The 21,886-nt window shown below is 67.9% G+C and carries 23 protein-coding genes and 1 tRNA gene; 12 read left to right on the top strand and 12 right to left on the bottom strand.

Going from position 1 to position 21,886, the window contains the following annotated elements:
- Positions 1-20 precede the first annotated feature (20 nt).
- Genes G3A50_RS09760 through G3A50_RS09775 form a run of 4 tightly spaced genes read right to left on the bottom strand, consistent with a single transcriptional unit; the run spans position 21 to position 3,622 of the window.
- Positions 21-893 carry an efflux RND transporter periplasmic adaptor subunit gene (locus tag G3A50_RS09760; RefSeq protein WP_163075111.1) on the bottom strand — a complete coding sequence of 291 codons (873 nt, stop codon included), beginning with the start codon at positions 891-893 and terminating at the stop codon, positions 21-23.
- A complete protein-coding gene (locus G3A50_RS09765) occupies positions 890-1,099 on the bottom strand; it encodes a DUF1656 domain-containing protein (protein ID WP_163075112.1) in 210 nt (69 codons plus the stop codon). The genes G3A50_RS09760 and G3A50_RS09765 overlap by 4 nt, the downstream gene beginning before the upstream one ends.
- A gap of 4 nt (positions 1,100-1,103) precedes the next feature.
- On the bottom strand, positions 1,104-3,167 hold the full coding sequence (locus tag G3A50_RS09770) for an FUSC family protein (RefSeq protein ID WP_163075113.1): 2,064 nt from the start codon (positions 3,165-3,167) through the stop codon (positions 1,104-1,106).
- Positions 3,164-3,622 carry a MarR family winged helix-turn-helix transcriptional regulator gene (locus tag G3A50_RS09775; RefSeq protein WP_163075114.1) on the bottom strand — a complete coding sequence of 153 codons (459 nt, stop codon included), beginning with the start codon at positions 3,620-3,622 and terminating at the stop codon, positions 3,164-3,166. The genes G3A50_RS09770 and G3A50_RS09775 overlap by 4 nt, the downstream gene beginning before the upstream one ends.
- A 255-nt stretch (positions 3,623-3,877) precedes the next feature.
- Here G3A50_RS09775 and G3A50_RS09780 point away from each other — a divergent pair, with 255 nt between their 5' ends.
- The 3 genes from G3A50_RS09780 to G3A50_RS09790 all read left to right on the top strand — a co-directional run bounded on the left by G3A50_RS09780 (position 3,878) and on the right by G3A50_RS09790 (position 6,556).
- On the top strand, positions 3,878-4,582 hold the full coding sequence (locus G3A50_RS09780; RefSeq protein ID WP_163075115.1) for a glutathione S-transferase N-terminal domain-containing protein: 705 nt from the start codon (positions 3,878-3,880) through the stop codon (positions 4,580-4,582).
- Positions 4,583-4,702: 120 nt separating this feature from the next.
- The gene (gene hemH, locus G3A50_RS09785) at positions 4,703-5,776 is read left to right on the top strand and encodes a ferrochelatase (protein ID WP_163075116.1); all 1,074 of its coding nucleotides are present in this window, start codon (positions 4,703-4,705) and stop codon (positions 5,774-5,776) included.
- A gap of 231 nt (positions 5,777-6,007) precedes the next feature.
- Positions 6,008-6,556, top strand: a complete 549-nt coding sequence (locus G3A50_RS09790; protein ID WP_163077495.1) for a sugar O-acetyltransferase — start codon at positions 6,008-6,010, stop codon at positions 6,554-6,556.
- 15 nt (positions 6,557-6,571) lie between these two features.
- On the opposite strand, the gene G3A50_RS09795 is transcribed toward G3A50_RS09790, so the two are convergent.
- Positions 6,572-7,306 carry an ArsR/SmtB family transcription factor gene (locus G3A50_RS09795; protein WP_163075117.1) on the bottom strand — a complete coding sequence of 245 codons (735 nt, stop codon included), beginning with the start codon at positions 7,304-7,306 and terminating at the stop codon, positions 6,572-6,574.
- Positions 7,307-7,446: 140 nt separating this feature from the next.
- Between G3A50_RS09795 and G3A50_RS09800 the strand changes: the two genes are divergently transcribed.
- Both G3A50_RS09800 and G3A50_RS09805 read left to right on the top strand, forming a co-directional pair.
- The gene (locus G3A50_RS09800; RefSeq protein WP_246252310.1) at positions 7,447-8,388 is read left to right on the top strand and encodes a DMT family transporter; all 942 of its coding nucleotides are present in this window, start codon (positions 7,447-7,449) and stop codon (positions 8,386-8,388) included.
- A 60-nt stretch (positions 8,389-8,448) separates the two neighbouring features.
- Positions 8,449-8,706 carry a hypothetical protein gene (locus G3A50_RS09805; RefSeq protein ID WP_163075118.1) on the top strand — a complete coding sequence of 86 codons (258 nt, stop codon included), beginning with the start codon at positions 8,449-8,451 and terminating at the stop codon, positions 8,704-8,706.
- Positions 8,707-8,857: 151 nt separating this feature from the next.
- Here G3A50_RS09805 and rpsA read toward each other — a convergent pair whose 3' ends face one another.
- Positions 8,858-10,564 (bottom strand): 30S ribosomal protein S1, encoded by a 1,707-nt coding sequence (rpsA, locus tag G3A50_RS09810; protein WP_163075119.1) that lies wholly within the window; start codon positions 10,562-10,564, stop codon positions 8,858-8,860.
- An 825-nt stretch (positions 10,565-11,389) separates the two neighbouring features.
- Here rpsA and G3A50_RS09815 point away from each other — a divergent pair.
- Positions 11,390-12,931, top strand: a complete 1,542-nt coding sequence (locus tag G3A50_RS09815; protein WP_163075120.1) for an EAL domain-containing protein — start codon at positions 11,390-11,392, stop codon at positions 12,929-12,931.
- Positions 12,932-12,952: 21 nt separating this feature from the next.
- On the opposite strand, the gene G3A50_RS09820 is transcribed toward G3A50_RS09815, so the two are convergent.
- The 5 genes from G3A50_RS09820 to aroA all read right to left on the bottom strand — a co-directional run bounded on the left by G3A50_RS09820 (position 12,953) and on the right by aroA (position 18,360).
- A complete protein-coding gene (locus G3A50_RS09820; RefSeq protein ID WP_163075121.1) occupies positions 12,953-14,959 on the bottom strand; it encodes a putative bifunctional diguanylate cyclase/phosphodiesterase in 2,007 nt (668 codons plus the stop codon).
- Between the two features lie 158 nt (positions 14,960-15,117).
- Positions 15,118-15,897, bottom strand: a complete 780-nt coding sequence (cobF, locus tag G3A50_RS09825) for a precorrin-6A synthase (deacetylating) (RefSeq protein ID WP_163075122.1) — start codon at positions 15,895-15,897, stop codon at positions 15,118-15,120.
- Positions 15,894-16,340 carry a carboxymuconolactone decarboxylase family protein gene (locus tag G3A50_RS09830; protein WP_163075123.1) on the bottom strand — a complete coding sequence of 149 codons (447 nt, stop codon included), beginning with the start codon at positions 16,338-16,340 and terminating at the stop codon, positions 15,894-15,896. Before G3A50_RS09830 ends, cobF begins: the two co-directional genes overlap by 4 nt.
- Positions 16,341-16,345: 5 nt before the next feature.
- Positions 16,346-16,969: a (d)CMP kinase gene (gene cmk / locus G3A50_RS09835; protein ID WP_163075124.1), complete on the bottom strand. Its 624-nt coding sequence runs from the start codon at positions 16,967-16,969 to the stop codon at positions 16,346-16,348.
- Positions 16,966-18,360: a 3-phosphoshikimate 1-carboxyvinyltransferase gene (gene aroA, locus G3A50_RS09840; protein WP_163075125.1), complete on the bottom strand. Its 1,395-nt coding sequence runs from the start codon at positions 18,358-18,360 to the stop codon at positions 16,966-16,968. Before aroA ends, cmk begins: the two co-directional genes overlap by 4 nt.
- A gap of 175 nt (positions 18,361-18,535) precedes the next feature.
- Here aroA and G3A50_RS09845 point away from each other — a divergent pair, with 175 nt between their 5' ends.
- Positions 18,536-18,934, top strand: coding sequence for a TIGR02300 family protein (locus G3A50_RS09845; RefSeq protein ID WP_163075126.1), 399 nt, complete (start codon positions 18,536-18,538; stop codon positions 18,932-18,934).
- 159 nt (positions 18,935-19,093) lie between these two features.
- Positions 19,094-19,169, top strand: a tRNA-Ala gene (locus G3A50_RS09850).
- A gap of 145 nt (positions 19,170-19,314) precedes the next feature.
- Here G3A50_RS09850 and G3A50_RS09855 read toward each other — a convergent pair.
- Complete coding sequence (locus G3A50_RS09855) at positions 19,315-19,503, bottom strand: hypothetical protein (RefSeq protein ID WP_163075127.1); 189 nt, start codon at positions 19,501-19,503, stop codon at positions 19,315-19,317.
- 188 nt (positions 19,504-19,691) lie between these two features.
- Here G3A50_RS09855 and G3A50_RS09860 point away from each other — a divergent pair, with 188 nt between their 5' ends.
- The 4 genes from G3A50_RS09860 (at position 19,692) to gnd (ending at position 21,884) form a co-directional block, all read left to right on the top strand.
- Positions 19,692-20,000 (top strand): DUF6481 family protein, encoded by a 309-nt coding sequence (locus G3A50_RS09860; protein ID WP_163075128.1) that lies wholly within the window; start codon positions 19,692-19,694, stop codon positions 19,998-20,000.
- 9 nt (positions 20,001-20,009) lie between these two features.
- Entirely contained in the window at positions 20,010-20,252 is a 243-nt protein-coding gene (locus G3A50_RS09865; RefSeq protein WP_163075129.1) for a BrnA antitoxin family protein, read from the top strand.
- A gap of 137 nt (positions 20,253-20,389) precedes the next feature.
- Positions 20,390-20,680 carry a hypothetical protein gene (locus G3A50_RS09870; protein ID WP_163075130.1) on the top strand — a complete coding sequence of 97 codons (291 nt, stop codon included), beginning with the start codon at positions 20,390-20,392 and terminating at the stop codon, positions 20,678-20,680.
- 220 nt (positions 20,681-20,900) lie between these two features.
- Positions 20,901-21,884 (top strand): phosphogluconate dehydrogenase (NAD(+)-dependent, decarboxylating), encoded by a 984-nt coding sequence (gene gnd / locus G3A50_RS09875; RefSeq protein ID WP_163075131.1) that lies wholly within the window; start codon positions 20,901-20,903, stop codon positions 21,882-21,884.
- The last annotated feature ends 2 nt before the right edge of the window (positions 21,885-21,886 follow it).

Consider the following 21,886-nt stretch of genomic DNA (forward strand, 5'->3'; position numbering starts at 1 on the left):
TCGCAACCGCCCTTATTCCCCTAGGGTACGCCGTCCCCCACCGACACGGTGGCGGTGAGGCCGGCTACCAGCCGCGCATCGTCGGGCACATGGTCGAAGGCGATGCGCACCGGCACACGCTGGGCAAGGCGCACCCAGCTGAAGGTGGGGTTGATGTTGGCAAGCAGCCCGGTGCCGACCGTGCGCTCGCGGTCCTCGATGCCGGCCGCGATGCTCTCCACATGGCCATCAAGCGGCGTCGCCTGTCCCATCAGATGGATCGACACCGGCGCGCCGACATCGATCCGGGCGAGCTTGGTCTCCTCGAAATAGCCCTCCACCCGCAGCGAATCGGTATCGACCAGCGCCACCTTCGCCGTGCCGGCGGTCAGGTAGTCGCCGGGCCTCAGGCTGAGATTGGTGAGAGTGCCGTTCACCGGGGCCTTCACCTCGGCGCGCTCCAGATTGAGACGGGCGAGATCCCGTTCGGCGCGGGCCTGGCGCAGGCTGGCCTCGGCCTCGGCCTCCTCCATGCGCATCTGCTCGGTCTTCTGCTCGGAGACGACGTCCTTCAGCTTCTCGTAGCGCGCGCGGTCGCGCCGCGCCTGGTCCAGCGCCGCCTCCCGGCCGGCCACCACCGCCTCGGCCTGATCCAGCGCGATGGCGAAGCGGGCGCGGTCGATGCGGAAGAGAACATCCCCCTTCTTCACCGCCTGATTGTCATGGACCAGCACCTCGCTGACGAAGCCGGAGACGTCCGGCGCCACGCCGACAATGTCCGCGCGCACCTTGGCGTCGCGGGTCCACGGTTCGTCCATGTAATGCGCCCACAGCCCGCGTCCCGCGCCAAGCGCGGCGACGACGATGAGGCAGGTGAGGGTGACGCGAAGCGCGCCGCGCGGTGAAAAGGTCATGAAAACCACCATTGCGACAGCAGGGACATGCCCTGCAGCAGCACCAGATAGAGGGCGATATCGAACAGCCCGCGATGCCAGATCAGGGAATAGGCGCCGAACCACGCCAGCACGCGCCGCACCAGAAGGCTCAGCGGCAGGGTGAGGAACATCAGCGCCAGCAGGCTCGGCAGGTAGACCCCGTACATGTCGATTTCAGCGGGCATCGGGCTACTCCGCCGCCATCGGCAGCACGACCGGCGCACGCTCCGGCACGAAGCGGCCGGCGGGGCCCGGCACCTGGGGAAACAGCACACGGCGCAGCCCCACCAGCGCGTCCAGCGCCCGGCGCGCCGGGCCGCTATTCTCGCGCGCGGCAAGGCGAAGCGCCTGGTCGAGCCCGTCGCAGATCGGCTCGGGCGGGGCGATGTGGCGCCCGCCCGCGACCCGGTCGCGATAGAGCGCGGCGAGGTCGGCGAGCACCGTCTCGATCGCCGCGCGGGCCTCACGGTTCATGCCGCGCCGGGTGTTCTGCAGCTCCACGATGTTGAAGCCGGCGCGCACATCGGCGAAACCGTCCACCTTCGCCAGCTCCCGGCCGTCGAGCGTGGCGAGCCGGGGCACCAGCTGGCCGAGACGGTCCAGCATGCGGCCGGCGAGTTTCTGGGGGTCGCCGCGCTGGCGCCCCTCGGCCATGTCGGCGAGATCGCTCCAGCCCGCGCGCACCAGCCGCCGCGCGGCGATCTCCGCGCCGAACGGCCGGGTGGCGAGGGTCCACACATAGGCGAACCCCAGCCCCGCCATCGCCGCCCAGCCCTGATTGGCGAAGCTGGCGAAATCCACGCCGTAGCGGTTCTGCAGCGCGACAAAGGAGGCGGTGTTCACACCCAGCAGCAGGCCGAACATGGTGAGCTTGGGGCGCGTCATCAAAAGGCCGACCAGCAGGAAGGGCGGCGCGAAGACCAGCACCAGCATCTCGAAGTCGTGCACCTGCGGCAGGATGCCGAACAGATAGACGCCGGCCACGACAAGGCTGACGCCGCTCCACACCGTCATCGAGCGGATCAGCGGCGCGGGTCGGTCGAGCGAGGCGAAGAAGGAACAGGCCACCGCCGTCATCATCACCGCGCCGGCACCTTCGGACCAGCCGGTGGTGATCCAGAACGCGCAGACGACCAGAATGGCGAGGACGCAGGAACCGGCGGAGAACGCCATCAGGCCAAGGTCGTAATGGCGTGCCCGCGCCACCGCGCCGCGATGGCGAAAACGCGGGCGCCAGGGACCGGCCTGCCGGCCGCGCTCGATATCGGCCTTCAGGCTCAGGCAGTCGCTCCACAGCGCCACGATCTCGGCGAGCCTGTCGAGCGCGCTGGCGCGCATCAGCGCGTCCCAATCGGCGGCGTGGGACGGGCGACGGGCGACCATGGCGGCAATCAGCGCGTCGCCATGGTCAGGGTCGGCATCGCGGCCGCGTGCCAGCCAGTCGGCCACGCGGGCCAGCAGCGTTGAAAGGTCTTGCGGCAGCGCGCCTTCCTGCCCCTTCAGCGCGTGGAGCCGGTCGGCGAGGGAGGACAGCAGCGGCAGCAGCATGAGCAGCCGCCCGCGCAGTTCCCGCGCATGGCGCGCCACGTCGCGCGTGGCCGCGTCATAGGAAAGCTGGCTGATGATCAGGTCGAGCCCGGCGATGTCGGCGGCGAGCGCCTGCCGGCGCAGCGGCGTCACGGGTAGCGCGCCCTCGCCGCGCAGGATCTCGCCGGCCCAGGAGGCGGCATCGTCCAGCCAGCCGGCGATACGCGCGGAAAGCGCGGTGCCGACGCTGGTGGGAAACAGCACGGTGCCGACCAGCGACGCGCAGGTGATGCCGATGATGATCTCCTCGCTGCGCGCCAGCGCGATGTCGAAGATCTGGTCCGGCGCACCGACTTCCGGCAGCGCGATCAACGGCAGGCTGTAGCCGGCCAGCATGAACACATAGCTGCGCGGCGAACGGTCGAGCATCGAGATGTAGAGCAGGCACCCGGTCCAGAGCGCGACCACGAGGCTCAGCAGTTCCGGCGCGTTGATGAACAGCGGCACCAGAAACACCGCCGCGCCGGCACCGATCAGCGTGCCTAGCGCGCGGTACAGCCCCTTCGAGCTGGTCGCCGCGGCCAGCGGGTTGGCGACGATATACACCGCCGCCATCGCCCAGTAGGGACGCGGCAGGTCGAAGGCGAGCGCGATGTAGAGCGCCAGCATGGAGGCGAGGAAGGCCTTGCCGGAAAACAGCCAGTCCCGCCATGACGGAAGCGTCACGACGGCACCTCGTCCGCCGTCTGTGCGAAGGCTTCGTCGAAGGCGCCCAGCACACGCAGAGCCGCTTCGAGGTCGGACCGGCTGACCCCGGCCAGCACCCGCTCGCGCAGGTCCCCCAGCAGGTTCTCGATCCGGCCGGCCAGCGCTTCACCCGCGGGCGTGAGCCAGATCGTCTTGGCGCGGCGGTCGGTGGGGTCGTCCCGGCGCTCGATGAGGCCAGAGACGGCGAGCTGGTCGAGCAGGCGCACCAGCGAGGGCCCCTCGATCCCGACATGGCCCGCCAGCGTCACCTGCCGCACGCCGCCGCCCAGACGCCCGGTCCACAGCAACGGCGCGGCGCAGGCCTCCGAGATACCGAAATCCGTCAGCTGGCGCTCGGCCAGCCGCCGCCATTGCCGGCCGGCCAGCAGGAGTTGCGCGGTCAAGGCCCGCTGCAGGGGGATATTTTCATTCATTCCAAATTAATAGCAAACGAATTATATTCTCGCAATTCGATTTTACGTGATGCCGGGCAAGGCCCGTCAGCAAGGCGCGTCAGCCAGTCCCGCGGCGCGCGGGCCGGACTGCCGGGGTCATGTGGCAAGCGGCGCGGCACCTCCGGTGCGGGGCAATCGCTCCCGGCGATTGAAATACGCCCCGCGCATCGCCATTGATTCAGGCGACACCGCCGCGCCACGCGCCCGCGGTCCCTTGCCCTTCAGGAGTTCCCCATGCCGGATCTGACCGCCTTCCCCGTCGCGACGCGCTGGCCTGCCCGCCATCCCGACCGCCTCCAGCTCTATTCCTTGCCCACGCCCAACGGGGTGAAGGTCTCGATCATGCTGGAGGAGACCGGCCTGCCCTATGAGGCGCACACCATCAATATCGGGGCTGACGAGACCTGGACGCCGGAATTCCTCGCGCTCAATCCCAACGGCAAGATCCCCGCGATCCTCGACCCCAATGGGCCGGGCGGCGCGCCGCTGGCGCTGTTCGAATCGGGCGCCATCCTGGTCTATCTCGCGGAGAAGACCGGAAAATTCCTGCCGGAGGACCCGGCCGCGCGTTACGAGACCCTCCAGTGGGTGATGTGGCAGATGGCGGGCCTCGGCCCGATGTTCGGCCAGCTCGGCTTCTTCCACAAATTCGCCGGCCGCGACTATGAGGACAAGCGCCCGCGTGACCGCTACGCCAAGGAAAGCGCGCGCCTGATCCGGGTGCTGGAGACCCGCCTGGAAGGGCGCGACTGGATCATGGGCGCGGACTACACCATCGCCGACATCGCCCTGCTCGGCTGGGTGCGCAATCTCGTCGGCTTCTACGGTGCGGGCGAGCTTGTCGGCTATGACGAACTGGTCAACGTGCCCGCCTGGCTGGCGCGCGGCCTCGCCCGCCCGGCGGTGCAGCGCGGGCTGGAGATCCCGCCGCGCCCCTGATGCGTATGACAAGGCGGGGGTGCGCCACGGCACCCCCGTAGCCGCTGTGGCGGCGTGGCCGATTTGGCCTATAAGCTCGGAGGCCGATTGTCCGGCCGAAATTCAGGCGAGGGAGTGCCGATGAACAAGCCCGTTCCGATGTCGCAGGCCGCGGATGGCACGTCCGCTCTCCCCGCCGGGCATCCCTCGGTCGCCTTCGGCAAGATCGGCGTGCTGATCGTCAATCTCGGCACGCCGGACGGCACCGATTACTGGTCGATGCGGCGCTACCTCAAGGAGTTCCTCTCCGACCGCCGCGTGATCGAGGTGAACCGCGTGCTGTGGTGGTTCCTGCTCAACGTCATCATCCTGTCGAAGCGCCCGCAGGCCAAGGGCAAGGATTACGAGACGATCTGGAACAAGGAGCGCAACGAGGGTCCGCTGCGCACCATTACCCGCGCGCAGTCCGACAAGCTGAATGCCCGCCTCGCCGCCAAAAATCCCCGCATCGTCTTCGACTGGGCGATGCGCTACGGCAACCCTTCCATCGCCTCACGCATCGAGGCGCTGCACCAGCAGGGCTGCGAGCGCATCCTGCTGGTGCCGCTCTATCCCCAATACGCCGCCGCCACCTCGGCCACCGTGTGCGACGCGGCCTTCGACGCGCTGAAGAAGATGCGCTGGCAGCCGGTGCTGCGCGTCGCCCCGCACTGGCCGGACGAGCCCGCCTATATCAAGGCGCTCGGCGATTCCATCACCGCCTCGCTCGCCACCCTCGACTGGGAGCCGGAGCTGGTGCTGGCCTCGTTCCACGGCATCCCGAAGGAATATTTCGACAAGGGCGACCCCTATCACTGCTATTGCTACAAGACCACGCGGCTGGTGCGCGAGTATCTCGGCTGGCCCGAGGACAAGCTTCGCCTCACCTTCCAGTCCCGCTTCGGCCGCGCCGAATGGCTTCAGCCCTACACCGACAAGACCGTGGAGGCGCTGGCGAAATCCGGCGTGAAGCGGCTCGCGGTCCTCACCCCCGGCTTCGTCGCCGACTGCCTGGAGACGCTGGAGGAGATCGGCGGCGAGAATGCCGAGATCTTCCATCACAATGGCGGCGAGAAGTTCCACTTCATCAACTGCCTGAACGACAGCGAGCCCGGCATCGACGTGCTGGAGGCGGTCATCCGCCGCGAGCTCTCCGGCTGGGCGGAGCTCGGCTGAGCGCGCGCCCGACTCTGTCAATAAAGTCCTAATCCGCCGCCTCGGATCGCCACGCTCCCCGCGATTCAGAGCGAAGCAAATCGTGATGGCGCACGCGCTTCCCGCCCTCACGGAGTCCCGCTAATCGGTACTCCCGCGCCCGAGCTTGGGCGCGGGCAAAGGCGGACGGAACACATGGCCCAGAGCGCGCTCAGGCGGGACGATTGGCAGGGCAATTGGGGAGGCGGCCTCTTGGCAGGCACCGAGTTCGAGAAGATGCTGGCGGGCGAGCTCTACAGCGCCGCCGATCCGGAGATTCAGGCCTGCTCGGCCGCCGCCGCCCAGTGGATGGCCCGCTATAATGGCGCGCTCGGCGCGCCGCAGGCGATGCGCGACGCCCTGCTGGCTCAGCGCCTCGGCGCGGTCGGCGACGGCTCGGTGATCCGCCCGCCCTTCCATTGCGACTACGGCTTCAACATCCGCCTCGGCGCCGGGGTATTCCTGAACTTCAACTGCGTGATCCTCGACGTGGTCGAGGTCCGCATCGGCGATGGTACCCAGATCGGGCCGGGGGTGCAGATCCTCACCGCCGACCATCCGCGCGACCCCAGGGAGCGCGCCGCCGGCCTCGAATTCGGCCGGCCGGTCACGATCGGTCGCAATGTCTGGATCGGCGCCGGCGCGATCATCCTGCCGGGCGTCACCATCGCCGACGATGCCCTCATCGGCGCCGGCGCGGTGGTGACCAAAGACGTCCCCAAGGGCGCCAAGGCGCTGGGAAATCCGGCGCGGGTGGTGTGAGGCACGCCGGATCCCTCAGCCGCCCCATCCCGGCGCCACCGCCTCGCAGCGCCAGTCCGGAGCCAGGCCGAAATACTCCACAAACCCGGCCTCCCCGGCGCGGGTGACGCGCAGCGCGCGGGTGCCGGGCATGTCCGCCACCCATTCCAGTTCCCGCAGCCGTCCCAGCAGCCCGGCCCCGAGCCGGCCCGCCAGATGCGGGCGGCGCTCGCTCCAGTCGAGGCAGGTGCGGCACAGCGGCCGCCGCGAGGACGCCCCGGCGTCGAGATCGAGCCCGAAATCGACGAGGAAGGCCCGGCCGGCCTCGGTGACGACAGCCCCGCCATCGGCCTCCACGACATGGGCGCGGGCGTGCAGCGCATCGGCGAGCGCCAGCGCCAGCCGGCCCGCCAGATGATCGTAGCAGGTGCGCGCCAGCCTTAGCGCCGCGTCGCGCGGGCCCACCGGCCGGTGGCGTGCCGGGGAGCCTCCCGTCGCCACCATCAGCGCGTGCACCACATCGGCGATCTCGGGCGAGGCCAGCCGGTAATAGCGGTGCCGCCCCTGCCGCGCGGGCGTCACCAGCCGCGCCGCCGCCAGCCGGGCAAGATGCCCGCTGGTGGTGGACGCGCTCACCCCTGCGTGGCGCGCCAGTTCGCCGGCGGTCAGCGCCCGACCGCCCATCAGCGCCAGCAGCATGTTGGCACGGGCGGGGTCGCCGACCAGCGCGGCGATCTCTGCAATCTGGTTACCCGAGACGATCGCTGACATGGCCTCAGCCTAGCAGCGCGGCCGGGCCGGGTCAGCCGCGGACATTTCGGCATCGGCCGAAGCATCGCGCGCCCGTCCTGCGCTACAAGGCGCCGGCCGTCGCCCCACGCGGCAGCCGAGAACCCGATGGAAACGCCCCTGTGACGCCCTCTGCGACGCCCGCGCTGCCCCGCGAACTGGCCCTGCTGCTGCTGCTCTCCACCCTGTGGGGCGCGTCCTACAGCTTCATCAAGATCGGGGTGGAGACCATTCCCCCGCTCACCTTCATGGCCGGCCGCACGCTGCTGGCCGGTGCGGTGCTGCTGGCGGTGCTGCAGGCGCGCGGGTTGCGGTTGCCGGCGGACCGGGCGACGTGGCGCATGTTCCTCATCCAGGCCTGCCTGAACAGCGTACTGCCCTTCACCCTCATCGCCTGGGCGGAGACGCGGCTCGATGCCGGGCTGGCGGTGATCCTCAACGCCACCACGCCGATCTTCGCCTTCCTGATCGCGCTGCTGATCGGCCGGCGCGAGGGGATGGGGGTGCGCAAGCTGTTCGGCGTGGCGAGCGGGCTTGCCGGCGCCTGCCTCACCGTGGGCGCGGGCGCCCTGCACGGGCTCGGCGGCGATGTGCTGCCGCAGCTCGCCGTGCTCGCGGCCACGCTGTGCTATGGCGGCGGCGCGCTGTTCGGCGCCCGGTTCAGGGGGCTCGATCCGATGATGCCGGCAGCCGGCTCCATGATCTGCGGCGCCGCGCTGCTGCTGCCCGCCAGCTTCGCCTTTGACCGACCTTGGACGCTGTCGCCCTCCACCGGCTCGCTGCTGGCACTGGTGGCGCTGGCGCTGTTCTCCACCGCGCTGGCCTTCGTGCTGTTCTTCCATCTGGTGCAGACACTGGGCTCGCTCGGCGCCACCGCGCAGGCCTATCTGCGGGTGCCGATCGGGGTCGGCATCAGCGTGGTGTTCCTTGGCGAGGCCCTGCCGCCGACCGCCTGGCTCGGCCTCATTGCCGTCGTCGCCGGCGTCATCGCCATGACGTGGCCCGCGAGGTCCACCGGCACGCGCCCGGCCTCGCCGCCGCCCGCTTCGCCCACCCGTCCCTGACCGGCCACCGGAACCGTGCGCCCGTTCCATCCGTTGCCCCCGCGACAGAGGAGGACACGCATGGTCGATCCCACCCCGCTCAGGCCGGACCTTGTCGGCGCGCCGGTTCCCCCGCGGCAGCCGCCCGGTCCCGACATTCCCCCGCCGGATGAAACGCCCGGCGGTCCCCCGATCCCGGTCGAGGATCCGCAGGGTCCCGACACCGGTCCCGATATCTATCCGCCGGGGCCGGACGGGCCGGACATTCCCGCGCAGGCGCCGCCGGAAATGCCGCCCGACAGCATGCCGCCCATCGAGATGCCTCCGCCCGGTGCCTGAGCCGGGTATCTGAGCCAGGTATCTGAGCCAGGTATCTGAGCCCTGCCCGGTGGGCACCCGCACAAACAAAACGGCCGGCGTGTCGCCACGCCGGCCGTTTCATTTGTTGCCGATCCAGCGGCGAGGGCCGGGGCCCTCGCGCCTTGATGGATCAGTCGGCCTTCTCGGAAGCCTTCTTCAGCGCGGCGCCGAGGATGTCGCCGAGCGAAGCGCCCGAGTCCTGCGAACCGAACTGAGCCACGGCCTCCTTCTCTTCGGCGATTTCGAGCGCCTTGATGGAGACCTGCACCTTGCGCGCCTTGCGGTCGAACAGGGTGACGCGGGCATCGAACTTCTCGCCGACGGCGAAGCGGTCCGGACGCTGGTCGCCGCGGTCGCGGGCCAGTTCCGAGCGCTTGACGAAGGTGGTCATGTCGGAGCCGGCGATCTTCACGTCGACGCCGCCATCCTTCACGTCGATGACCTCACAGGTCACGATGACGCCCTTGCGCAGTTCACCGGTTTCCTGGAAGGGGTCGCCGCCGAGCTGCTTCACGCCAAGCGAGATGCGCTCCTTGTCGACGTCGACATCAAGGACCTGCGCCTTGACGATGTCGCCCTTCTTGAACTCGTCGATGACCTGCTCGCCCGGACGGTTCCAGTCGAGGTCCGAGAGATGGACCATGCCGTCGACATCACCGTCGAGACCCAGGAACAGACCGAACTCGGTCTTGTTCTTGACCTCGCCTTCCACGGTGGCGCCCGCCGGGTACTTCTCGGCGAAGGCTTCCCAGGGATTCTGCAGGGTCTGCTTGAGGCCCAGCGAGATGCGGCGCTTGACCGGATCCACCTCGAGGATCGCGACTTCCACTTCCTGCGAAGTGGCGACGATCTTGCCGGGGTGAACGTTCTTCTTGGTCCAGCTCATCTCGGAAACGTGGATGAGGCCCTCGATCCCCGGCTCCAGCTCGACGAACGCGCCGTAGTCGGTGATGTTGGTGACGCGACCCTTGAAGCGGGCCTGGACCGGGTACTTGGCCTCGATGCCCTCCCACGGATCGCCGAGCAGCTGCTTCATGCCGAGCGAGATGCGGTGGGTCTCGTGGTTGATCTTGATGATCTTCACCTTGACCGTCTGGCCGATGTTCAGCACTTCGGTCGGGTGGTTCACGCGACGCCAGGCGATGTCGGTGACATGCAGCAGGCCGTCAATGCCGCCGAGATCAACGAACGCACCGTAATCGGTGATGTTCTTGACCACGCCGTCGATGACCTGACCCTCTTCGAGGTTCTGCACCAGCTCGTGGCGCTGCTCGGCGCGGGTCTCTTCGAGAACCGTGCGGCGCGAAACCACGATATTGCCGCGGCGACGGTCCATCTTGAGGATCTGGAACGGCTGCGGGTTGTGCATCAGCGGGCCGACATCGCGGATCGGGCGAATGTCCACCTGGCTGCGCGGCAGGAACGCCACGGCGCCATCGAGGTCGACCGTGAAGCCGCCCTTGACCTGATTGAAGATCACGCCGGAGACCTTCTCCTGGGCGTTGAACGCCTTCTCGAGGCGGACCCAGCTCTCTTCGCGGCGTGCCTTGTCGCGCGAGAGGACGGCCTCGCCGAGCGCGTTCTCGACACGCTCCAGATAGACTTCGACCTCGTCGCCGACCTTGATTTCCTGGTCGCGGCCGGGGCCGGCAAATTCACGCAGTGCCACTCGGCCTTCGGTCTTCAGACCGATGTCGATGATGGCGAGGTCCTTCTCGATAGCGACCACGATACCCTTGACGACCGCGCCCTCGGCGGGCTCGGTGTGGGTAAAGCTCTCTTCGAGCATCGCGGCGAAATCTTCGCGGGACTCAAATGCGGTTTGTGTTGCGGACATATAAGCTCCTGAGCCAGTCGAATTGCGCCGGATGAGTTGAAGGCGCCCCTCGTCCCACGGGCATCGGGTCTGGCGATCCCGATACTGCCTTCCCGGTTTCCCGCGGAAGGCCCGGCGCTGTGGCCGTGAAACAAGCGACGTATACGCGTAGACACCCGCCATCTGCCGGGGACCCCCTCGCCGCGCCGGACCCGGCGCGGGAGATATCCAGGAACGGCGGGCGTCTTTCACCGGGACGTCTCGGCCCCCCGCGCACGGGGCGCAACGGAAAGGGCCGAAGGACCGGCGGAAACGCTCAACTCCCGGCACCCGCAGACGCGGGCACGTGGAGACAGCACGATTCCTGATATGGATCACCGACGGCTTTTGGAGAGGGCCGGAACTCTTCACATCCAAGCGACCGATCGGCGACGCGGCGGGCTGCCTCCTACAGCGGGGTAAAGCTATGGCCTCACCCCGGCCCGCCCGCAGCGGCCAACCATAAAGGGGCGCCCAGACGCGCGTTTCCTAGCGCAAGGGGAGGGGGATGGCAAGGCGCGAGGGTGCTGCACCATGGATTCGCGCCAAGGCACACATCGCTGAACATCTCGCGGCCCGCGTCCCGGCGCATGCCTCACGCCGCCGGATGCAACGCCGGGCGCCGCGACGCACATGACGCAGCGTCGCGCCTTTAATTCCCGACGCCAGCCAAGCACCCCTGATTATCAAGCAGCTTCCTCGAGGAAGACGGCGAAGGATTGTGATAGTCTTATTCAATCATCCAGCGCTGTGATCTTCAGATGCTCGTCCAAGCCAGCTTCCAGCCACGTTGAGTGGAGTACGCGCGTGCATCACTGGCGGGCTATCGGCGTTGCCGCGGCGTTTACCGTTGGATGTACCGCGCTTCTGGTCACGATAGCCTGCTTCGTATCCTGGCAGCTTGCGTTGAAAGATCAGCGCGAACGCCTGACCTTGCATGCCGAACATACGGTCCAGCATATACAGGCCGCCTACCAGGACATCTCGAACGCCCTGCATCTGGCCGACGCCAGCGGCTTCAAGGACTGTTCGCCGGCCCATGTGCTTCGCCTGCGCGACATCACGCGCAACACGGTCTCCGTCGACAACATGGCCTATGCCCCCGGCGAGATCGTGGAGTGCAACTCCTGGGGTCCGCTCACCCGCCGGCTGCCGACCATCCCGCCTGCGTTCATCATGCCGGACGGCATTGGCATTCTACCGAACTGGCTGCCGAGCCAGGACGCACGCGGGCCACAGATGATCCTGACGTTCGCCGGCCACGCGGCCGTGGTGGACCAGCAACGCCTGTTCGGCGCCCCCGGCGGGGGTGACGGCCTCACGATCCTCGCCATGAACGGCGTCGCGCTCAAGCGCCGGGGCCACACCAGCCCCGGCCCTGACCCGGCGGGCGACGTCCTAGAGGAAACCGCGCGGGGGGGAGGGTGGACCGTCACCGCGCGGGCGACGCCGCCGGCCTTTGGCCCGTATCTGCTCGGCGCCTGGCCGGTCCTGCGGCAGATCCTGCCGTTGCTGGCGGTGCTCTCGGCGGGGATGGCGACGCTGATACTGCGCGCACGCCTGTCGCCCTCCAGCGAACTCAAGCGCGCGATCATCAACCGCGAGATCGTGGCCCACTACCAGCCGATCGTCGAACTCGCCACGGGACGCTGCATCGGGGCCGAGGCGCTGGCGCGCTGGCGTCGGCCGAACGGCGATCTGGTGCGGCCCGACGCCTTCATCCCGCTTGCCGAGGACACCGGACTGATCCAGCCGATCACCGACATGATCGTCGATCTGATCATCGTCGAACTCGGCGACCTGCTGCGCCGCACGCCACGGATGCATGTCGCCCTCAACCTGTCGGCGGCGGACATCAATACCGGGCGCATCCTCACGGTTCTGGAGCGGAAGCTGGCGGGCACGGGCATCGCGCCGCAGCAGATATGGCTGGAGGCGACCGAGAGCAGCCTGCTCGACCTGGAAGGCACCCATCGCACCCTGGCCGAGGCGCGCCGGCGCGGCCACTGGACCGCGATCGACGATTTCGGCACCGGCTATTCCGGCCTGCAATATCTGCAGCGGCTGCCGATCGACGCGCTCAAGATCGACAAGTCGTTCATCGATTCCGTCGGCACGGAGGCCTCCACCCGCCATGTCACGGAACACATCATCGCCATGGCGCAGGCGCTGAAACTCGATGTCATCGCCGAGGGTGTCGAGAGCGAGCTTCAGGTCGCCTATCTGCGCGAGCGGCAAGTGGCGTTCGCGCAGGGCTGGCTGTTCTCCCGCGCCGTGCCCGCGGCCGAGCTGATCGCGTTCTGCAACCGGACCGAACGCGCCGCCGCCTCAGCGCGCGGCGCGGCGTGACGCACGGCCCGCGATGCGAACCTAGGCCGACGCCGCGAGCGGAACGCTGTGCGGAAGGCGGTCCGGGGGGAGCGGGTAGCCGAAATAATAGCCCTGCGCCTGGGTGCACCCCTCGTCCTGCAATGTCTTGAGCTGGGCGGCCGTTTCCACGCCTTCCACCATCACGCTGATGTTCAGGCTGCGGCCAAGGGCCAGCACCGCGCGCATGATCGCCAGCGATTGCGGTTCGCTGGCGAGGTCGCGGACGAAGGAGCGGTCCACCTTGATGCGGTCGAACGGAAACGAACGCAGCGTCGCCAGAGAGGAATAGCCGGTGCCGAAATCGTCGATGGCGATGCTCACCCCGAGCGTGCGGATCCGCTCCATGACATGCAGGGCCTTGGCACGGTTTCGAATGATCGCGGTCTCGGTGATCTCCAGCTCCAGCCGGTCCGCGCGCAGCCCGGTCTCGCGCAGCACCTTTTCCACCAGGTCAGGCAGGTCGCCATGGGCGAGCTGGACCGCCGACAGGTTGACCGAGATCCGCAGATGCGGCTCCCAGCCCACCGCTTCCGTGCAGGCGGTGCGCAGCACCCATTCGCCGAGCGGCAGGATCAACCCGGTCTCCTCGGCCAGGACAATGAACTCCGCCGGCGCGATCATGCCGCGCACGGGGTGGTTCCAGCGCAGCAGCGCTTCGTAACCCAGCACCGTGCCGGTGCCGAAATCGGCCTGCGGCTGATAGTGCACGGCAAACCGGCCCTGCTCCAGCGCGCTGCGCATCTCGGCGGCCAGGTCGCGGCGCTCACGGGCGTGCTCATCCATCGAGGCGTCGTAAAAGCAGGTCGAGCGCGCGACTTCGGCCTTGGCGCGGTACATGGCGAGATCGGCGTTGCCGATCAGGCGCACGCTGGTATCGGCATCCTCGGGAAACACGGAGATGCCGATGCTGCCGCTGGGCAGGATCTCGAATTCGTCCAGCCTCACGGCGTCGGTCAGCGCGCGTTCGATCCGCGCGCTGAAATCGTGCAGTTCGTCATTGGCGGCGTACCGCTTCACGGCGGCGAACTCGTCACCGCCCATGCGGGCGATCAGCTCGCCCTCATGCAGCTGCCCGGCGAAGCGCGTGGCGACCATGCGCAGGACCGTGTCGCCGGCCTCGTGGCCGTAGACGTCATTGACCTCCTTGAACTTGTCGAGGTCGATGATGGCGACGGCCAGATGCCGGCCTTCCGCGCCGGCCCGCGCCAGTTCCACCTCCAGATGGTTCACGAAATTGGCCCGGTTCGGCAGGCCTGTCAGGGTGTCGCTCAGCGCCAGCCGGCGCAGCACTTCCACATTCTGCTCGGTGACGTCCGAATCGACGAGATGGCTCGCCACGCCGGTTCCCAGCAACAGCAGCACGCCGCCGGTCACGGCCACCGCCAGCGCCTCCACCCCTGACGGGGCGCCGGCGTCGACCGCGAACGGGTACACCGAGACCGCCGCCATGCCGGTGAAATGCAGCCCCACCACGCAGGTGGTGAACGCGGCAAACGCGATCCAGCGCCGGTCGGCGTCAAGGGCGATCATGAACAGGCCACCGGCGAGGACCGCGACCACCACCGACGCCAGCACATAGCCCATATCCCAGCTGACGATGCCGTCGACGCGGTAGGCGAACATGCCGAGATAGTGCATTCCCGCCACGCTCAGGCCGAGCAAGGCGCCCGCGGCCAGCGAATGGACGGGCCGCCGGTGGAACGCGAACTGGAACGCGACCGCCGCGCCCAGAATGGGCACCAGAAGCGAGGCGAAGGTCCACAGCGGATCATATTGCGCGGGAACATCGATGCGGTAGGCGAGGATCGCGATGAAATGGGTGCACCAGACCGAACAGCCGGCCGCCACCGCCGCCATGAAGATCCAGCCCGCGCGCTGAAGGCCGGTGCGCTCGCGCGCCCGCAGGCAGAGCGAGATCGTGACAAACCCGCCGCCAAGGCAAACAAGGGCGGCGAGCGCGACAAGGCGCAGGTCGTGGAATTCAACAAGGCAGGTCAGAACGCGCATTTCCGCTTACTCGTCGGCAGCCCCGGATTGCAGGCCGCGCCACGCTCCCTACGGCGCGCCCCAAGCCACGGATCTTTTCAAATACGCGATTGAAGAGCGAATACTACTCGAATACCAATTATACTCGGACATCTTTGTATATACAGCGAAACCACCGTTTACAACGTTTCGAAACTGGCACCGGCCGCCGGCAGCGGGCGGGCGAGCCACACATCCATGATCCATCCCTTGCGCGCCCGGGCCTCGGCCCGCGCCGCGAGAATCGCCTCGCCCACCTCGGTCAGCCGTCCCGCCAGCAGCCTCTCGTCGGCGGTGCCCAGATATGCACCCCACCACACATGCCCCTCCCAGCCGCGCGCCATCAGCGCCGCGAGCCCGGACCCGTCGTCGAGCAGCACCACGAAGGCCGGCGCCTCGGGCGTGCCCGCCGTCACACGCCGCCCGGTCGTCACCTCGACCGGCTCGCCGATGCCGTTGAGCGGAATGGCGTGCGCCGCGCACAGGGCCTGCACGGCGGTGATGCCGGGAATCACCGCGATCTCGAAGTCGATTCCGTGACCACGGGCGGCCTCCAGCACCCGCAGCGTCGAATCGTAGAGCATCGGGTCGCCCCAGACGAGAAAGGCGCCCACGCCCCCCTCTGCGATCTCCTGGTCGATCAGCCCGGCGAACAGCGCCGCGCGGGCGTCGTGCCACGCCTTGACCCCGGCGCGGTAACCGCCCGCCGTTCCGCGCTTGGGGCTCGGCGCGGTCACCGCCCGCCAAGGTTCGCGGCGGTGGGCGCGCAGGATCGCCTCGCGCAGCCCGATCAGCTCGCCCGCCGCCTCGCCCTTGTCGAGAAAGAAGAACACATCCGCCTGGTTGATCGCCTCCACCGCCCGGAAGGTCAGCGCGGCAGGATCCCCCATGCCGATGCCGATGACGAGAACCCGCCTCATCGCGCGTCCGGCTCAAGCCCGTGGGCGGCGAAAACGCGCTTCGCCACGAACAGCGCGTCGAGCGCCGCCGGGAAGCCACCATAGAGCGCCATCTGCATGATGGTCTCCACCACCTCCTCGCGGGAGGCCCCGCAATTCAGTGCCGAGCCGATATGCACCTCCAGCTCGCGCTCGGCGTGGCCCAGGCACACCAGCCCCGCCACCGTGGCCAGCATGCGGGTGCGCAGGTCCAGCCCGGGGCGGGAATAGATGTCGCCATAGCCAAACTCGAAAATGTAGCGCGCGAAATCCGGGGCGACATCGGCCAGCGCGGTCATCACCTCCTCGCCGGAACGGCCGGTGATTCGCGCCAGCTGGGCCCGGCCGCGCGCCAGACGCGCCTCACCGGTCAGCGCGGCGGTCCCATCGTCCCCACCGTCCGTCCCACTGCACTCATCGACCATGGAGGTCACTCCGTCCGCGAGGCCACGATTTCGAGCGCGCGGGCGACACTTTCCGCCGGCCCGAGCGTGGTGTTGTCCAGCTCCACCGCGTCCGCCGCCTTGGTCAGCGGGGCACTGGCGCGGGAGCTGTCACGTTGATCGCGCTTGCGAATATCGTCCAGCACGGATTGCGGCGTCACCTCTTCGCCACGGGCCACAAGCTCGGCGTGGCGGCGCTGCGCCCGCGCTTCCGGCGTCGCGGTCACGAAGATTTTCACCTGCGCTTCCGGGGCGATCACGGTGCCGATGTCCCGCCCATCAAGCACCGCCCCCCCGGCCTGCGTCGCGAAATCGCGCTGAAGCGTCATAAGTGCCTGACGAACCTCATTAATTGCCGCAACGCGCGAGGCCGCCTCGCCCACCGGCCCGGCCTTGAGCGGCTCGGGATCCAGCGCCGAGACGTCTAGCGCCGCCGCCAGTTCCGCAAGCGCGGGACCGTCGTCGAAGGCAATTCCGCGGACCAGCGCCTCCCTGCCGACGGCCCGATACAGCAGCCCGGTGTCGAGATGGGGCAGGCCGAAATGCCGGGCGAGGGCACGGGCGATGGTGCCCTTGCCCGACGCCGCCGGGCCGTCGATCGCGATGATCACGCCGCGGTCTCGATCACCGCGCCGATCGCGGTCATCAGCGGCACGAAAGCCGGGAAGCTGGTGGCGACGAAAGAAATATCGTCTATTTTCATAGGCTTGTCGGTCGCGAAGCCCATCACCAGGAAGCTCATCGCGATGCGATGATCCATGTGCGTCTTCACCGTACCGCCACCCGGCGCGTGGCCTTTGCCTTCCACGATCAGGTCGTCGCCCTCGACGTGATACGCGACGCCGGCCGCTTCCAGCCCCGCCGTCACGGCGGCGAGCCGGTCGGATTCCTTCACCCGCAATTCGGAGAGCCCGCGCATGCGCGTCGTCCCCGTGGCGAAGGCGGCGGCGACGGCGAGGACCGGGTATTCGTCGATCATCGAGGGCGCCCGCGCCGCCGGCACGTCCACCCCCGTCAGGGAAGAAGCCCGCACACGCAGGTCAGCGACGCTCTCGCCCCCTTCCACGCGCTCGTCGACCAGTTCGATCGAGGCTCCCATCTCCTTGAGAGTTATAAGCAATCCCGTCCGCAACGGGTTCGTCATCACGCCCTTGATGGTGACATCGGACCCGGGAACGATCAGCGCCGCGACAAGCGGAAAGGCGGCGGAGGAGGGGTCCGCCGGCACGCTGATCGGCGCCGGCTTCAGCTCCGGCCGGCCCTTCAGCGTCACCTTGCGCCCATGTTCGCCATAGGGCTCCACCCGCACATCCGCACCAAAATGGGCAAGCATGCGCTCGGTGTGATCGCGGCTGGCCTCGTTCTCGATGACCGAGGTCTCGCCCGGCGCGCCGAGGCCCGCGAGCAGCACCGCGGACTTTATCTGCGCCGAGGCGACGGGGCTCTCATAGGTGATCGGATTGAGGTCGCGCGGTCCCTTGAGCGTGATCGGCAGCCGCCCCCCCTCGGCGGCGGCAACCACCTGAACGCCCATACGCTCCAGCGGATCAAGAATCCGCCGCATCGGCCGTCCCCGAAGGCTGGCGTCGCCGTCAAATGTCGCGGTGATCGGATTGCCCCCAACGACGCCCATCATCAGGCGCGAACCGGTGCCGGCATTGCCGAAGTCGAGCGGATCCGTGGGCGCGCTGAGGCCTCCCACACCCACGCCGTGGACCCTCCAAGCGCCCGGCCCGACGCGTTCCACCTGCGCCCCCAGCGCAGCGCAGGCACGAGCCGTATTCAGCACGTCTTCGCCTTCCAGCAACCCGGAAATTTGGGTCTCGCCCACCGTCAGCGTCCCGAAAATCAGCGCGCGATGAGACACGGACTTGTCACCCGGCACCACGATCTCGCCTTTCAGCGCCCCCGCCCGACGGGACAGCGCGGGAACAGGCGTGCCCGCATGGCCGCCGGACACGGCGGCGTCCTCGGCAACGGAAACGGAAGCTGTGGTGCTCATCTGACGCCCTTTCTGCCGCGCAGTATCGTCATGGGGCCGCGCCGGCGGTGAACGGGCGCCGTCCTAGCACGAGCTCGTCATCCGCGTCACGGTAAAGCAAAAGCGGCTTGACTCCTCCCGAACACCGGTTCAATGGGAGCACCCCTTTAATCACCACTTTCCGAGGTTCCGAACCGTGGTGAAATCTGATTTAGGCACCAAGCGCGTCTGCCCTGTAACGGGGCGGAAGTTTTACGATCTGAACAAGGATCCGGTGATCTCGCCCTATACCGGGCAGGTCGTCCCGATTGCTGTACCGGTGGCCCGCGGCGGAAGTCGCAGCGAGGCTCCGCGGGCGGCTGAGCCGGAATCCGAGGCCGAGGAAACAGCTGACGTCGAGCTGGTGTCGCTGGAGGAGGCCGACGAGGAGGCCACCACCACGAGCGCCAAGCCGGTGGCTACTGACGACGACCTTGAGATCGAGGACGACGTCGAGTCGGATGACGACGATACCTTCCTCGAAGAAGACGAGGACGCTGACGATGACGTGACCGATTTGATCGGCGACGGCATCGAGGACGACGAGGAAAGCTGAAAAAGCTCTGGGGATGAATGGCAGGCCGCGAAGTGAAGGCTTGCAGTATCACTCCCCATGTGCTTTACGACCGTCCGCTCCGGATGACTTCGGAGCGACAAGCCGGGTGAGACCCAAAGCGACGCGCTCCAGGCGCCCGCACACCCGGCGACCCTCGGTGGGGCCATAGCTCAGTTGGGAGAGCGCTTGAATGGCATTCAAGAGGTCGGCGGTTCGATTCCGCCTGGCTCCACCAAATCTCCCTGAAATCGCTGAGGAATTTGAGCGATAAGGCGTGGCCCAGGGGCATGCGCGCCGAGGCGACAGTGCCGCTTACTCACGCTCCGGCGCCCACTGCGACCATTTCTGAAACACTCATCGGCCCCGCCGAACGGCCCGACTCACTGCTGCATGATCGGCGCGACACCCGGCCCAACCGCGATCTCGTCGCTGACGAAGCCGACGACGGCCAGCACCAGAAGCGCGATGACCAGAACGACGAGCAGGCCGCGCACGCCGTAGGCCCGATGGCCGTAAAATCCGCCGCCAAGCAGGACGACGATCAAGATCAAGACGATGATGGTCAACATGGCGCTTTCCTCCAATACCACTAGGGAGAATGCGCCCGCGCCACCGTGGTTCCTTGCGGCCCGGGCGGGGGACAGGTCCAAGTCCGCGAACAACACAAATTCGCGGCGGCGCACGCCTACTGTTGAGGCCAGAATTCCCTCAACGGGCACGGTTGCGATTCCATCTACTGACCTGCTAAAGCTTGCCGATGAAAATCAGTGATACTTTTCAAGACCGCCAGAAGACCGCCGCTGCCGCCAAGGCCCGCCTGCTTGCGAAGCTTGCCGATCGTCCCGCTGCCGATGATCCCGCCGTGATTGCCAGGGCCGAGGAACGCAAGGCGGTGGCCGAAAGCCGCGCAGCGCGCCAGGCCGAACGCCGCGAGGCGGAAGCACTTGCCGAAAAGGCCCGCCTGGAAGCTGCCGCGCAGAAGATCGAAGCAGATGCGGAGGCCGCAAAGGCAAAGCGCAATGCACGTTATGCAGCGAGGAAGCTGCGCACTGGTCAATCAAGCTAGGCATTGCCGATGAACCGCCTGCCACCTCGTCGCTTTAACGGCTCCGCCCGCGATGCCGCGGAGGCGGCGTTCAAGTCTGCAACCAGCAAGCCTGCTGCGGCCGAGCCGGCGCCGAAAGCACCGGCGATCCCCAATGCCAAGGAACTCGTCTCGATCCGTCTGGACCGGGACGTGCTGGAGCACTTTCAGGAGTCAGGGCCCGGTTGGCAGGATCGCATCAACGCGGCGCTGCGAAACGCCGCCGGGCTGTAGCGCCCGCGGCATCCACTCCCACAGGGCAAGTCCATCCGCCGGTAATAAAATTCCGGCGTTCGGTGGCGGGAACCATCAAAAGCGGCTGACGAATCTCATCGCCTCCTCTACCCTCGCTGCAGTTGAGGGAGAGCGGCATGAAGAAGAGATCCGTTGCCTGGCTGTTGGCTGGTTTACTCGTCTTCGGCACGAACGGTGGCGTCCTCGCCCAGACGGCGAATGGTTCTGCCGACGGCGGCGGTCTCTCGCCAGATGCCAAGGCGCTGGCCCAAGAGCCCACCCTGCTGCTCGGCCCTTCGCAACCGGCGCCCCAGACAGGCGAACTGGAGCCGCCCCCCGGCCCTCCCCCGGAAGGCAAGGCAGCCGACATAAAGCTGCCGGACTGCGTGCCGGGGAAATGCGGCACACCCGCAATCATGGCACCCTGAAGCCTGGTTCGCCGACGCCAGCTACGTCCTGCAATGCAGGCGCTGGAGCGACGCGGGGCACGCCCGTGTGACCGGCGGTTTTCCAGCCTCACCAACTTTCCCGCCGCATCGTCGCGCAGCCGTTTCAATTGTCGCAAGCCCGGCATAGGGTTGCGACATATTCGTCGCAGCGGCCGACTCAAACGGCCGGATATCCGCGCGTGGTGCAGGAGAGGAAAAGATGCAGCTTGGAATCGTTGGACTCGGCCGCATGGGTGGAAACATCGCACGCCGACTGACCAAAGCGGGGCACGCCTGCGTGGTGTGGGATCGTAACGAGGGCGCGGTGAACGAGCTCGCCAGCGAGGGCAATACCGGCGCCAGCGACCTCGCCGGACTGGTCAAGGCCCTCGACGCACCGCGCGTAGTCTGGGTGATGCTGCCCTCCGGCGCCCCGACCGAGGCGACGATCAGCGAACTCGGCACATTGCTCTCGGCGGGCGACATCATCATCGACGGCGGTAACAGCTTCTACAAGGACGACATCCGCCGCGCGGCCAGCCTGAAGGAGAAAGGCATCTCCTACATCGACGTCGGCACCTCCGGCGGGGTCTGGGGGCTGGAGCGCGGGTACTGCATGATGATCGGCGGCGACAAGGCAGCCGTCGATCACGTTGACCCGATCCTCGCCACGCTCGCGCCAGGCCTGGGTGACATTCCCCGCACGCCGGGGCGTGATGGACGCGACCCCCGCGTCGAGCAGGGCTACATGCACTGTGGTCCGGCCGGCTCCGGCCATTTCGTGAAGATGGTCCACAATGGCGTCGAATACGGCCTGATGCAGGCCTATGCCGAAGGCTTCGACATCCTGAAGCACAAGGATTCGACCGAGCTGCCGGAGAACGAACGGTTCTCGCTCGACATGGCCGACATCGCCGAAGTGTGGCGTCGCGGCAGCGTCGTGTCCTCCTGGCTGCTCGATCTTTCCGCCATTGCGCTCGCCCAGAACGAGACGCTGTCGAACTTCTCCGGTGAAGTCGCCGATTCGGGCGAGGGCCGCTGGACGGTCATGGCAGCGGTGGAAGAGGCAGTGTCCGCCGAAGTGCTCTCGGCCGCGCTCTACTCACGCTTCCGCTCGCGCCAGGACCACACCTTCGGCGAGAAGCTGCTTTCTGCCATGCGCTTCCAGTTCGGCGGCCATGTCGAGAAGAAGTCGGGGAGCTGAGC

Origin of the sequence: Ancylobacter pratisalsi, assembly GCF_010669125.1 — a bacterium.
Lineage (GTDB): Bacteria > Pseudomonadota > Alphaproteobacteria > Rhizobiales > Xanthobacteraceae > Ancylobacter > Ancylobacter pratisalsi.

Bases quoted from the DNA above. Each gene is read 5' to 3' on its own strand.
- G3A50_RS09805 (WP_163075118.1), top strand. From the start codon at position 8,449: ATGGTCGATCCCACCCCGCTCAGGCCGGACCTTGTCGGCGCGCCGGTT.
- G3A50_RS09870 (WP_163075130.1), top strand. From the start codon at position 20,390: ATGAAGAAGAGATCCGTTGCCTGGCTGTTGGCTGGTTTACTCGTCTTC.
- G3A50_RS09830 (WP_163075123.1), bottom strand. From the start codon at position 16,340: ATGGTCGATGAGTGCAGTGGGACGGACGGTGGGGACGATGGGACCGCC.
- G3A50_RS09760 (WP_163075111.1), bottom strand. From the start codon at position 893: ATGACCTTTTCACCGCGCGGCGCGCTTCGCGTCACCCTCACCTGCCTC.
- rpsA (WP_163075119.1), bottom strand. From the start codon at position 10,564: ATGTCCGCAACACAAACCGCATTTGAGTCCCGCGAAGATTTCGCCGCG.
- G3A50_RS09820 (WP_163075121.1), bottom strand. From the start codon at position 14,959: ATGCGCGTTCTGACCTGCCTTGTTGAATTCCACGACCTGCGCCTTGTC.
- cobF (WP_163075122.1), bottom strand. From the start codon at position 15,897: ATGAGGCGGGTTCTCGTCATCGGCATCGGCATGGGGGATCCTGCCGCG.
- G3A50_RS09860 (WP_163075128.1), top strand. From the start codon at position 19,692: ATGAAAATCAGTGATACTTTTCAAGACCGCCAGAAGACCGCCGCTGCC.
- hemH (WP_163075116.1), top strand. From the start codon at position 4,703: ATGAACAAGCCCGTTCCGATGTCGCAGGCCGCGGATGGCACGTCCGCT.
- G3A50_RS09780 (WP_163075115.1), top strand. From the start codon at position 3,878: ATGCCGGATCTGACCGCCTTCCCCGTCGCGACGCGCTGGCCTGCCCGC.
- G3A50_RS09865 (WP_163075129.1), top strand. From the start codon at position 20,010: ATGAACCGCCTGCCACCTCGTCGCTTTAACGGCTCCGCCCGCGATGCC.
- G3A50_RS09775 (WP_163075114.1), bottom strand. From the start codon at position 3,622: ATGAATGAAAATATCCCCCTGCAGCGGGCCTTGACCGCGCAACTCCTG.
- G3A50_RS09795 (WP_163075117.1), bottom strand. From the start codon at position 7,306: ATGTCAGCGATCGTCTCGGGTAACCAGATTGCAGAGATCGCCGCGCTG.
- G3A50_RS09855 (WP_163075127.1), bottom strand. From the start codon at position 19,503: ATGTTGACCATCATCGTCTTGATCTTGATCGTCGTCCTGCTTGGCGGC.
- aroA (WP_163075125.1), bottom strand. From the start codon at position 18,360: ATGAGCACCACAGCTTCCGTTTCCGTTGCCGAGGACGCCGCCGTGTCC.
- G3A50_RS09765 (WP_163075112.1), bottom strand. From the start codon at position 1,099: ATGCCCGCTGAAATCGACATGTACGGGGTCTACCTGCCGAGCCTGCTG.
- gnd (WP_163075131.1), top strand. From the start codon at position 20,901: ATGCAGCTTGGAATCGTTGGACTCGGCCGCATGGGTGGAAACATCGCA.